General features: G+C 45.1%; 14 protein-coding genes. 2 read left to right on the top strand and 12 right to left on the bottom strand.

Features of this window, described 5'->3' with window-relative positions; genetic code table 11:
- Nucleotides 1-3 precede the first annotated feature (3 nt).
- The 11 genes from VR862_RS10260 to VR862_RS10310 form a co-directional block, all read right to left on the bottom strand.
- Nucleotides 4-1,602: a 4Fe-4S binding protein gene (locus tag VR862_RS10260; RefSeq protein WP_324720877.1), complete on the bottom strand. Its 1,599-nt coding sequence runs from the start codon at nt 1,600-1,602 to the stop codon at nt 4-6.
- Nucleotides 1,603-1,653: 51 nt separating this feature from the next.
- Nucleotides 1,654-2,223, bottom strand: coding sequence for a transposase (locus tag VR862_RS10265; protein ID WP_324720878.1), 570 nt, complete (start codon nt 2,221-2,223; stop codon nt 1,654-1,656).
- A 47-nt stretch (nt 2,224-2,270) separates the two neighbouring features.
- A complete protein-coding gene (locus tag VR862_RS10270; RefSeq protein ID WP_324720879.1) occupies nt 2,271-3,572 on the bottom strand; it encodes an NAD(P)/FAD-dependent oxidoreductase in 1,302 nt (433 codons plus the stop codon).
- Complete coding sequence (locus tag VR862_RS10275) at nt 3,572-4,402, bottom strand: purine-nucleoside phosphorylase (protein WP_324720880.1); 831 nt, start codon at nt 4,400-4,402, stop codon at nt 3,572-3,574. Before VR862_RS10275 ends, VR862_RS10270 begins: the two co-directional genes overlap by 1 nt.
- Nucleotides 4,403-4,414: 12 nt before the next feature.
- Nucleotides 4,415-4,975, bottom strand: a complete 561-nt coding sequence (msrB, locus tag VR862_RS10280) for a peptide-methionine (R)-S-oxide reductase MsrB (RefSeq protein ID WP_324720881.1) — start codon at nt 4,973-4,975, stop codon at nt 4,415-4,417.
- Nucleotides 4,972-5,604 carry a TIGR04282 family arsenosugar biosynthesis glycosyltransferase gene (locus tag VR862_RS10285; RefSeq protein WP_324720882.1) on the bottom strand — a complete coding sequence of 211 codons (633 nt, stop codon included), beginning with the start codon at nt 5,602-5,604 and terminating at the stop codon, nt 4,972-4,974. Before VR862_RS10285 ends, msrB begins: the two co-directional genes overlap by 4 nt.
- Before the next feature lie 8 nt (nt 5,605-5,612).
- A complete protein-coding gene (gene arsS / locus VR862_RS10290) occupies nt 5,613-6,668 on the bottom strand; it encodes an arsenosugar biosynthesis radical SAM (seleno)protein ArsS (protein WP_324720883.1) in 1,056 nt (351 codons plus the stop codon).
- A 78-nt stretch (nt 6,669-6,746) separates the two neighbouring features.
- Complete coding sequence (locus VR862_RS10295; RefSeq protein WP_324720884.1) at nt 6,747-6,962, bottom strand: hypothetical protein; 216 nt, start codon at nt 6,960-6,962, stop codon at nt 6,747-6,749.
- 56 nt (nt 6,963-7,018) lie between these two features.
- Nucleotides 7,019-7,354 carry an arsenosugar biosynthesis-associated peroxidase-like protein gene (locus VR862_RS10300; protein ID WP_324720885.1) on the bottom strand — a complete coding sequence of 112 codons (336 nt, stop codon included), beginning with the start codon at nt 7,352-7,354 and terminating at the stop codon, nt 7,019-7,021.
- A gap of 94 nt (nt 7,355-7,448) precedes the next feature.
- Nucleotides 7,449-7,637: a hypothetical protein gene (locus tag VR862_RS10305; protein ID WP_324720886.1), complete on the bottom strand. Its 189-nt coding sequence runs from the start codon at nt 7,635-7,637 to the stop codon at nt 7,449-7,451.
- A gap of 100 nt (nt 7,638-7,737) precedes the next feature.
- The gene (locus tag VR862_RS10310; RefSeq protein ID WP_324720887.1) at nt 7,738-8,631 is read right to left on the bottom strand and encodes a sulfotransferase domain-containing protein; all 894 of its coding nucleotides are present in this window, start codon (nt 8,629-8,631) and stop codon (nt 7,738-7,740) included.
- A 213-nt stretch (nt 8,632-8,844) separates the two neighbouring features.
- On the opposite strand from VR862_RS10310, the gene VR862_RS10315 reads away from it, so the two are divergent.
- Together VR862_RS10315 and VR862_RS10320 are read left to right on the top strand one after the other, a co-directional pair.
- Complete coding sequence (locus VR862_RS10315; RefSeq protein WP_324720888.1) at nt 8,845-9,996, top strand: zinc-dependent alcohol dehydrogenase; 1,152 nt, start codon at nt 8,845-8,847, stop codon at nt 9,994-9,996.
- 29 nt (nt 9,997-10,025) lie between these two features.
- The gene (locus VR862_RS10320; RefSeq protein ID WP_324720889.1) at nt 10,026-10,547 is read left to right on the top strand and encodes a hypothetical protein; all 522 of its coding nucleotides are present in this window, start codon (nt 10,026-10,028) and stop codon (nt 10,545-10,547) included.
- Between the two features lie 2 nt (nt 10,548-10,549).
- On the opposite strand, the gene VR862_RS10325 is transcribed toward VR862_RS10320, so the two are convergent.
- Nucleotides 10,550-11,626, bottom strand: coding sequence for a histidine kinase (locus tag VR862_RS10325; RefSeq protein ID WP_324720890.1), 1,077 nt, complete (start codon nt 11,624-11,626; stop codon nt 10,550-10,552).
- Between the last annotated feature and the right edge of the window lie 12 nt (nt 11,627-11,638).

The raw sequence follows: 11,638 nt of genomic DNA on the forward strand, positions 1-11,638 counted from the left end.
AATCTACTTTTTGAATGGTGAGGAATGAGGATCGCGGGTAGCTGCCTTTTGTTCTCTTATGAGGTCAAGGAGATCAACATCGTTTCCAAGCAGCACAGCATCACTGTTGATCCTGCCGTCAAGGGAGCCGTTTTCCAGCTTTAATACTCCGCGGGGACAAACGGCACTGCAAATTCCGCAGCCAACACAGCTGGAACGAACAATATTTTCCCCTTTTTGAGCATAGGCGCGTACGTCAATTCCCATTTCGCAATAAGTGGAGCAATTGCCGCAGGAGATGCACTGCCCGCCATTGGTGGTGATCCTGAATTTCGAAAACAATCGCTGCTGCATACCCAGCACTGCCGCCATAGGGCACCCAAATCTGCACCAGACACGGTTTCCAAAAATAGGATAAAAGCCCACCCCTATAACTCCTGAAAACGCTGCCCCAATAAGGAAGCCATACCACTGTCTTAGCAGGTAGCCGTAGGTCATTCCGCTAAAGTAGAAGATTCCGATGATCACCAGAACGATACTCAGGGAAATCACAGCTCCTTTTTTAGCATCACGTGCCAGCCGGTGTCTCTTAAAGAACCAGATAAGGCCGAACAACAGTATCAAGAAAACTGCCGTGCCAAGAAGGAAGACGTTCTTGTCCAGCCAGAATTGATCCGGATTTTCATTGAGAAAAGAATAAACTACGGCAATGGTCATGACCACCACCAGCACGAGGACAGTATGAATAATAATTCTCTCAAATTTCCAGGCTGCCCTGCTTTTATCCGAAAGCTGACGATAGGGGTCACCCGCAGTTTCGGCAAGTCCGCCGCAACCACATACCCAGGAGCAGTACCATCTTTTTCCGTAGAAATAGGTGAGGATGGGAGTAATGACAAAGATGGAGGCGATCCCAAAAAAGAGCATCATTAGCCCCACGTTGCCTGCGGAAAAGAATTCAGACAGCTTATAGCCTGCAAAAAGGTCATAGTTGAGCGGCCATATATTCACCGGATTAAAGTAGGGCTGGTTGAGCCGCATTAGAAGTTCCGGAATGAGAAAGGCAAATCCCAGCTGAAAAAACATCACCGAAAAAGTGCGCAGTACCTCGTATTTGTTGTGTCTGTACTTGAGTAGAAATTTATATCCAAAAGCCAGGATCGCAAGGGTGTACAGAGTTCCATAAACAAACCACTGACTCGCAGGATGGCCGCTAATCAATTGACTCAGGGGATCGAATAAAGCTACGAGTCCGCTGTTGGGTCCATCGGGATTATAGCCCAGGTACTGCGGAAACCAGTAAAGGACAATATAGAACAGGGTAAGTAGAATTCCGGTACCCCAGGCGAGGCTTCCACGGGCGGTCATGGACCTGAACCAAACCCCGTCGTTCTTTACACCTGCAGATTTTCCCAGGTACTGGTCATTGGCGAAGATGATCACTCCCAATGCAATAAGCGTAAGTGCCGACCATAAAAAGGGAGAGGGTAACTCCTGATTTAATAGCGCCAGGATAAAAATAAAAATTCCTGTCCAGCCAATTCCTGTCGCGACCTTTTGAGTAGTGGAGAGTTTTACGGGTGGTTCTCCGGTAAGAGACATGTTATGTTGGGGTGTGGACATATTTCTAATGTAGACCTCACAGGTCTTAAAGACCTGTGAGGTCTTTATGGGTTAACAATCTTCAATTGTGGAATCTAATCCTAAACCTATTCTTCTTTTGCTCTGGTGGACAGCTACGAAATTTTCTAAAGATTGGAACAAAGTAAGGACAATTTCCTTTTCTAAAAAATCAGGTTTTTTGTTGATATAATTCGGGTAAGAAGAATAAGAATAATTTTTGAAATCATCGGTCATTTTATGGTTTTCCGGATTTAGATGAAGATAGATAATCAGGTTTTTCAAGTAATCTTCATCAGTTATAATTATTCTCTTGAAGCGATTTTCAAAAAGACTGCCTGTTCTGTTATGAGCTTTGTTTATTGCCTTAGCGTAGGCGTTAAACAGATTAGAAAAAGCATTAGATATATTTTTTTCAGTTTGTTTTTCCTTTGTTTTAACCACAAGATGAAAATGATTTTTCAACATGCAATAAGCCAAGACATTACAAACGGGAAGAAGATGCTTACTGATTAGAAGAAGGAAGTATTGATAATTCCTTTCCTCAATAAATATATTTTCCCCGTTATTTCCCCTGTTATAAATGTGAAAATATTGATCTGGAAGTAAGGGTTGATATTGCATGATCTACCTTTTTTGCAGACCTCAGAGGTTTTAAAAACCTCTGAGGTCTAACTGCTTGAGTCGTACCCCGACCGCTCGTTAAAACTACTAAAAATCTCTTTCTCGTGATGGGCGTAGAATTCAGGGTCAAAATTGGCATTTCGCAGGTGTTTCAAAACATATTCGAGATCCCTTTCTTCTGTAAGCCAACGGTCCAGAACTTCGTGTCTCATCCTGATGCCAAAGCTGTTTATTCCCAAAAATTTAAAGCTCCCGGGATCATAGGCCACTGTTACGGCCTTTGTGCCATCGGGATGCTCCCAATGCAATTGCTGCTCCTGCTCACCGGGATTGGCACTCACCACTCCATACGTTTGATATTCTATCTCAAAAAATTTCGCGCTGTTGAACCAGTGGCCGGGTTGGTATCTGAATGCATTTCCACAAATGGTCTGTGCCACGGTCTCTCCCATCATGCGGGCAGTGTACCAAATGGCCTCAATGTCCTTGCGCCCTTTCAAAGGTTCCCGGTGCTGGGCGCAATCGCCAATGGCATATACGTTAGGCACGTTAGTACGCAGATACTCATCCACTAAAATTCCGCGGTCGATCTCTATATCTGAATCTTCTAAAAAGCCAATATTCGGTTTTACCCCTACAGCTATTCCCAGAAGATCACATCCAATCTCTTCTCCTGTATTGGTAAGGATTGAGTTCACGCTGCCGTTTCTCCCATTGATCTTTTTCAGTTCAGTTTCGTGCTTTAGGACAATTCCGTGACTTTCAATATGGCGTGAAATGAATTGGGCATCCTCGAGAGGGAGAACATTCTGCCAAAATGCTTTTTCCCTGATGAGCATGGTCACCGGAATATTGCGGGTGTGCAGCATTTCGGCCAGCTCCACGCCTATGAGTCCGCCACCAACGATTACCGCAGCCTTAGAGTGAGCCGTATTCTCCTCCAGCAACTCCAGGTCTTGTTTTGAAACCAGTCCCTGAACTCCCTGCAGATCTTCCCCTTCCAATCCTAAAAACCTGGGGGCAGATCCTGTAGCAAGAATAAGCTGATCATAATTCAGCGTTTCCTCACCTTCCAAAAAAAGCATTTTTGAAGAGGTTTCTATTTTCTTCACATAAGCCTTCTTCAGCTCAATTCGGTTCTCCTTCCAAAACCAATCTTCATAAGGCTTCAGGTGTTCCCATTTCATGTGGCCCATATAAACATACATAAGGGCAGTGCGGGAAAAAAAGTAGTCACTTTCCGCAGAGATCACAGTGATCCTTTTGTCTGAAATGCGGCGGATGTGTCTTGCGGCTGTGATTCCTGCCACGCCGTTGCCAATGATCACCACATGTTCGGGAGAAGGCATTATTCGGCAGGCTTAAGTTCTATGCGTTTGATCAACTCCCGGAACAGAATGATCATTTGCGGTTCGGCTTTACCTGCGGTTTCTATGATCTCCTGAATGTTCACCGGCTGCAGGTTATCTGGATCACCTTCATCTGTAAGTACCGAGACTGCTGCTATAGGAATTTGTAAATGGTTGGCAACAATCACTTCGGGCACTGTACTCATGCCTACTGCATCTGCACCTATAGTGCGTAAAAAGCGATATTCGGCCCGGGTTTCCAGTTGTGGTCCCACCACTGCCGCATAAACTCCTTTGTGCAGCGGGAACCCATGTTCCTTTGCGATCTCCTGCATAATTCGGCCGCTCTGTTGATCATAGGGGGCACTCATATCTGTAAATCGCGTGCCCAACTGCTCAACACCTCTAAAGGCTAATGGTGAGCCTCCCTGCAAATTGATGTGGTCATCGATAAGCATGATCTCTCCTTTTTTGAATTCAGGATTAAGGGAGCCGGCAGCGTTGGAAATGAGCAGTTTCTTTATCCCCAGGCGTTTCATGACCCGCACCGGGAAAGTCACATCCCAAAGGGAGTAGCCTTCATAAATGTGGAAACGCCCCTGCATCACCACAACCTTTTTGTCGTCCAGTTTTCCAAAAATGAGTTTTCCCTTATGGAATTCCACAGTTGCCGTTGGAAAGCCCGGAATGTGATTATAACTTACTTCTGAAATAACTTCTATTTCATCTATTAATTGTCCAAGGCCGGTGCCCAGAATTATTCCAATTTCGGGGTCTTCAAAACCTCTTGCCTGTAGAAATTCTGTAGTATCTTGTAATGACTTCAGCATTAATTTACTTTTTTAAATATCCATTTGTTTAAAATCGAGCGCCAGGGAATTCAAGCAGTGCCTTTCTTCAGTGGGCACACCTTCATACGGAAAGATATGGCCCAGGTGGGAATCGCATTGGGCACAAAGTACTTCGACCCGTTCCATGCCGTAGCGTCGATCCATTTTTCTTTTGACCAGTTTGGGATCTATAGGCGCATAAAAGCTGGGCCAGCCGGTGCCTGAGTCAAATTTTGTATTGGAACTATACAGCGGCAATCCGCAGCCACCGCAGAAGTAAATTCCCTCCTTTTTGTTGTCGTAGTATTCATTCTGAAAAGCAGGTTCCGTCCCTGCCTCTCTCAAAATGTGGTATTCTTTGGGTCCCAGTTTCTGTTTCCATTGGGCTGTTGTCATGGAAACGCTGTTTACCTCAATGGTGTCAGCTTTAACGGGATCATAACTCCGGGTCTGTACCGGCACTTCTTCCGCCTCGGTCATCACCGTGTTGCCGTTCATCTGGTCCTTCTCTTCTTTACAGCCAAAAGTCACAGCTATAAAGGTCGTTGCCATCAATAAAATTATCTTCTTCATATTTCCCCGTCTTTTTCAATTAGTTCCATTAAATCCATATATGACCGCATATCTTCAAAAGTATCAATATCGTTGCGCACCGGCAATATTTTTAGCTTTTCCTGCTTCAGGTCCTGCCGCGTCTGTTGGAAAACACTGGCGCTACTCCAGGTTTTATTGCGAAACAGCTGCGGAGTAGGTTTGGTCATTCCCAGCAAATAATAGCCTCCATCCTGCGCCGGTCCCAGCACATAATTATGATCATCGAGTGCCAAAAATGCCATTTTCAGATCCTCTTCCTGCAGGTCGTACAAATCGCTTCCAATGATCACCACCTTCTGAAATCCCTCGCTGAATGCTTCTGAAAAAGCCTGCTGCATTCGCTCTCCAAGGTCACGGCCCTGCTGAAGTTTCTTGTTGAAATTTTCTTTACTCCATATATCTTTCTTCGGAATTTCTTCCGAATAAAAAACCCATTTCTTTACCGAGAGATCCTGTGTTACTTCCAAAGTATGCTGAAGTAGCATTTCGTAGACCTTCAACGCGGCCTCATCCCCGATACTTGCGGCCAACCTTCTTTTTACCTTTCCCAACTCCGGATTCCGGGTAAAGATGAGCAGCAATTCCCTGTCAAAAATGTTATTTTTCATCCTTTTTTTCAGGTTACGCTGCCCTGGCAACTGCTGCCCGCCCCGGCAGTACAGCCGTAGCAGTGTTGGGAGATACAGATCTCTCTGTCCTGAAGCAGTTGAGGTTGAAAATCTCTTAAATGCTGCACCTGCGAGTTTACTTTCATTCCCAGCATCTGGTTAAAGTCACAGTCATACAGCCAGCCGTCCCAGCCTACCGAGAGCGTATTTTTACACATCACATTTTCCACGGCAGCGGGATTATATGCATCCACCAGGGCGGTCATGTAATCTTCGTAATTTTCGGAAGCAATGAGGTATTCCAAGAAGCGGCTAATGGGCAGGTTCGTAATGCAAAAGAGTTCATTAAACTCAATATCGAAATCTGCTTTTAATGCCTTTTTAAAATCCTGCTCCAGCGCCTGCTGGTTTGTGGGTAAAAATGCTCCTGCAGGATTGTATACCAGGTCCAGTTTTAAACCTGTGCCTTCGCGGCCATAACCTGCAGCATTGAGCATCTTGAGCGCTTCAATGGACTTGTCAAATACTCCGCTGCCGCGCTGCCTGTCGGTCTTCTCCCTTTTGTAAAAGGGCAGGGAAGAGACCACATGAATGTTGTGTTTTTTGAAGAACTGTGGCAGGTCATGGTATTTCTTGTTGGCAACAATGATCGTAAGATTCGATCTCACAATAAAATCCCTGATCCCTGCTTTAGCTGCTTCTTCGACGAACCAGCGAAAATTCGGGTTCATTTCGGGAGCTCCTCCCGTGAGATCCAGGGTGTGTGCACCCGAATCTTTTATAACCTGCAGGCAAAATTCCATGGTCTCACGGGTCATGATCTCCTTACGATCAGGTCCCGCATCCACGTGGCAATGTGCACACACCTGGTTGCACATGTAGCCCAGGTTGAGCTGCAGGATCTCCAGCTTTTTAGGCTTTAGAGGATGCTCTGCAGTCTGCGCCACCTTTTCCCGAAACAGCGGTAGTTCTCCCTCTCCAAAGATTCCGTTGCTAAGGAACTTTAGCTGTTCCTGAGGGTCGGAGAGCGTATTTTTTCTGGCTTGTAGGGATTTTGTGGGCATGGATTATACTTAATGGGTTGTGTAGGCTGTGGAGCCTATCGGTCTATAGGTCTTTCTGAGCAGTTGCGTGCATCGGCTTTACGATGGTAGATCCAGCTTTGCAGCAGGATGAGCGACTTCTACGTCAGCTGTTCCGGCTTCCCTGGATCTGAGATCCCTCATTTTCAATTCGGGATAAGCGACTCCTACGTCAGGACTCCGTCCTTCCTTGGATCTGAGATCCCTCATTTTCAATTCGGGATAAGCGACTCCTACGTCAGCTGTTCTGGCTTCCCTGGATCTGAGATCCCTCATTTTCAATTCGGGATAAGCGACTCCTACGTCAGGACTCCGTCCTTCCTTGGATCTGCTTACATTGCCAACTTATTATACTTGTTCATCATCTGGACTCCGTGTACCAGGGTGGCGCCGCCTTTTATGGCTGCACCAACATGCACGGCTTCCATCATTTCTTCTTTTTCTATTCCCCGTTCCAGGCCATCTTTCGTATAGGCATCAATACAGTAAGGGCATTGTACCACATGGGAAACAGCCAGGGCAATAAGAGATTTTTCGCGGGCGGTCAAGGCACCTTCTTCAAACACCTTGTTGTAATATTCAAAGAATTTGGTTCCCAACTCCTCATCCCATTCCGAGATGTTTCCAAACTTCTTGAGATCGGCGGGGTCGTAATATGTTTTGGACATAAATTTATTTTTGGAGCCCTAAGATAAGAAGTGCCTCAGAAACAAAGGAGGATTAAAAAATAAAAGCTCTCAAAAATGACATTTTTAGAGGCTGTTACGCAAAGATGTCCGAAAAGAACAGCAAGCCAAACACTACAATGGCAATGATCACAATTATTGCGATCAAGCCAAGGTTGCCGCCGGTTTTTTCCTCGGTGGACTGGTTGACGTGATATTTTTTATCGGTCTTCTTGTTCTCTACAGGTGTAGATTTCTTGTTCTCGGTTCTGTCGTTCATTTCCATGATAAAGACTTTAGAATTATAATTTACAAAAATGCCCTTAGAAACTACCTTTTTGGATCTGCATTGGCTTCAGAATTATGAAAAGTTTAAAGAATCGTTTTCAGTAAAGCTGTTGCCAATTGATCTTCTCGAGAATTTGTTGTAGCTCCTGCTTCGGAATATCTCCGGGAATTGCAGGAAGCTTGTTTCCTTCTCCCGGGGTGAGCGGGTAACCAAAAATTCGCAATAAAGCCCCTGCTTTAATTGAAGCTTTTTCAATTTGATCTATTGAAAGTTGATCTACCCATTTCCTGCTTTTGCCTTTATTTAAGTGCCGCGGACTTTCCTCCTTCATGCTGGAGAAGCTTACTTGTTCTTCTATTTGCTTTTGTTCCTCTTCCGGCATTTCCAGGTCCAGGTATTGTAGAAGTGACCTATATTCCTTTGGAAAGGATTCCAGTAGATTTTCATAGAAGACAAAATGCAGATCCAGGTCGGCCGAATGTAACAGGTAATTTCCGTAGAACCAAACCCATTGGTCAAGAAGCCGCTCATATTCCCCTGTCAGAAATTCCTCTACCGAGCTATAGGCCAGGGGATAGTGTTCCTTCATATAAGGAGTAAAGGCAAATTTTGCTGCCGAAAGCGCCACGTCCCGCGGGTCGCGAACTATACATACCTTCTTGTCAAAAAGGGCAAAAACTTCGGCTGTTCTGGTGCACCAGGTGGAATGGGTCCAGGCCAGAGTAGCATTTTTAGAATACTCCCGAAGGTCGGGCACCGGTTCTTTCAGCAGGGAACTCACTCTGTAGAACACCCCTTCCTCCTCAATGTCCATCATATCGGTGCCGGCCTGGGCTTTAAAGCTTAGCTTTTGTTCTTTCAGGTTTTTGTATTCCGGTCGTTGCCTTATAAAATAGCTGATCTTTCGGCCCTTCTGCTGAAGTGTCTTTTTTAAGATCGTATTGAGCCAGAAGCTGCCCGATTTTGGAGCACTTATTTGAAGAATATTCATTTTTTGCTGTTTTCCGGAGAAATTAAGGATTTCTGTCAAAAGAGGAAGGGCCCCTAATGTTAGCAGCATCCTAAAGTTTGTTGCGGCTGCATAAAGTAAAGTTAAATACTTTGGTCAAAGTGCTGCTTTATCTAACTTTAATCAGCAGCAAATCAGGTAAATATGACTATTTCCCAAGCTGCACACGCTATTTAAAAAGAAAAACTTACCAGTATGTTAGCAATGAATTACCGCGGTCCTTTCAGGATCCGTGCAGACCGTGACCGTCCTTTCCCGGAAATTGAACATCCCGAAGATGCTATTGTAAAGGTTATAAGATCCTGTATTTGCGGATCGGACCTTCACCTGTACCATGGCCTGGTGCCCGATACCAGGGTTGGTTCCACCTTTGGCCATGAGTTCATAGGAGAAATTGTGGATGTAGGATCACAGGTGACCGAAGTAAAAGTAGGAGATAAGGTCATGGTGCCATTTAATATTGCCTGCGGAAAATGTGCTTTTTGCAAGCAGGAAATGTATGGCATGTGCCACGAGGCCAATCCACAATCCACGGCCGCAGGAGGTATTTTTGGATACTCCCATACTACGGGAGGCTACCACGGCGGGCAGGCCGAATATGTGAGGGTTCCCTACGCCAATGTTGGACCAACGGTAATCCCCGACTGGATGGATCCCGATGATGCCGTCTTGCTTACAGATGTAGTACCAACCGGCTACCAGGCTGCCGAAATGGGTGGAATACAGGAGGGAGACACGGTAGTTGTGTTTGGAGCCGGACCAATAGGAATAATGGCTGCAAAAAGCGCCTGGCTCTTTGGGGCGGGCAGAGTAATTGTGATCGACAAGCTGGATTACCGCCTGGAATTCGTCAAGAACTTTGCTCAATGTGAAGTCTACAACTTTACAGCTCTTGAAGATCCGGTTGTCTTTATCAAGAAGATCACCGATTCCCTTGGAGCCGATGTGTGTATAGACGCGGTTGGGGCCGAGGCAGCGGGAGACACCATGAACACCATGCTGGGAAGAAAATTACTTATGCAGGGTGGTTCAACTACTGCATTGCACTGGGCAATAAATTCGGTTAAAAAAGGCGGAATAGTTTCCATAGTGGGAGTCTACGGACCTATTGATGCCCTGGTGCCGATAGGAAACGTGGTGAATAAAGGTATTACGATCAGGGCAGGTCAATGTTCAGTAAAGAGATTGCTGCCCAAGATGATAGAGCATGTAAAGTCGGGTAACATCAAGCCGAAGGAAATGATCACACATAGGATCCCGCTGGAAGAGGTGGCTGAGGGATATCACATCTTCAGCAAGAAACTGGACAATTGTATAAAAACAGTTCTTATTCCGCCAACGGCTTAAATGAATTATAAAATTAAAGAAAGAAGATTATGATCGGAGATCAAACCAAACCCGAGGATTTCAGGAATGAAAGAGGAGGTGACCATAACCATATAAAAGGATGGGGAGTAGACCGTGACCCGGAGAACGATCCTACTTATCCAATGAAAAAACGCACAGATGAAGAGATCAAAGGCTACAGCTGGGAGCGCCCTGAACAGCAGCCGGTAAATGTTGAGGTACTTCGTTCGGTAGAGCGGCCGAATATTCCGGCGGTTTTTGGGAACACCCTGCCGCCAAAAGGTTTGAGCGGTGCCTTGCGCAGGTTCGCCTTCAAGTATAGTGAATCGAGCTATGGGCGATGGCTCCCACTGGTGATGGCAGATAGAGTAGGAGAAATAGAAGGAATCCTGGAGGACCTCAAAAAGGGACATGTTCCCAATCTCTTTGCCGAGCACGGACTAAATTCTGAGTGGAAATACAACCGGAAAAAGTTCGTGTTGAAATCGGCCGTCACTGCAGCTGCCCTGGCAGGAGTAGTACTTTTCCTTACCCGGGATAAGGATGAATAGAATTATTTGCTTACGGGAAGCAAAGGGAGTTGCACGAGCAGTCCATTCTCCCTTTGTTCAACTTTAATTTTTCTTTCTGTAAACACCCGGTAAGTTTCTGTAAGGTGATTTACAAGCAAGGAGACTTTTTCAGGATAAGGGGCAGGGCCGGAAATGTTTATAAAATCCGAACCAGTCGATATTTTGATCTTAGGAGGTACTTGGGTTCCACCTTTGGCGGAGTCGACAAAACATTCTGTCAGTTTGTATAATGAACCTGGGGGAAGCTGATAATTCCCGTAGGACTCTACAATGTCATATTCGAAAGAAATTTCTTTTCCCGGCCTCACCTGTAGCAGTTCGTCATAAGCCTTTACCAGGTCGAGTTCGGTTTGCAGTGGCACGAGCTGTTCCTTATGGTCCAGCAGCATTCTGTAGAGGGTGGATAAACGGCTCACCAGTTCTACTGATCTTTCTTCATCTTGGTACATTAGGTCATCAAGAGCATCAAGGCTTTTAAACAGGAATTTTGGATTTACCTGATTCTTAAGCGTTCGAAGCTGCCATTCCATATATTCTTCCTGAATTCTGGCATTATTGAGATGTTGTGCTACCAAATTCTTTTTTATTCTTTCCCGCTCAACAAAATAATAGATGAAAAGAGCGAGGATGGCGTGTAATATGATATTCTGCCGTACAGAATTCCAGTCAAAAGCCAGGTTGACCTTTTCGGTGCGGGCATTTATCATGATGATAATGATCCATAGTGGAAGTAACTTCATTACAATGGTCAATAAAGTAGTCCCCACGACTACCACCGTTCCTTCAATAAGATTTACATACAAGGATTTTAAGTTACCGAAGAGTGGGGAATGAAAGACACGGGAAATTTTAGGGTAGATCCAAAAGAGGGAGAGAAAGTAGAAAAAAGTAAAAAACAGCTCCAGACCTAACGTAAAGTCATAACTCCTCAAAAGCTCTCCGTATTTTACATATACAAACAAGGCTTCTGACGCAATAGTGATAAGAAAAGACACCAGGATCCTGTTCTTCCAGATTTCTCCTTTAGGGTTTTTTAGTTTTGTCTCTACTGCTTCCATTAGGAGTGTTTA

Origin of the sequence: Salinimicrobium aquimaris (assembly GCF_035607535.1) — a bacterium.
Taxonomy (GTDB): domain Bacteria; phylum Bacteroidota; class Bacteroidia; order Flavobacteriales; family Flavobacteriaceae; genus Salinimicrobium.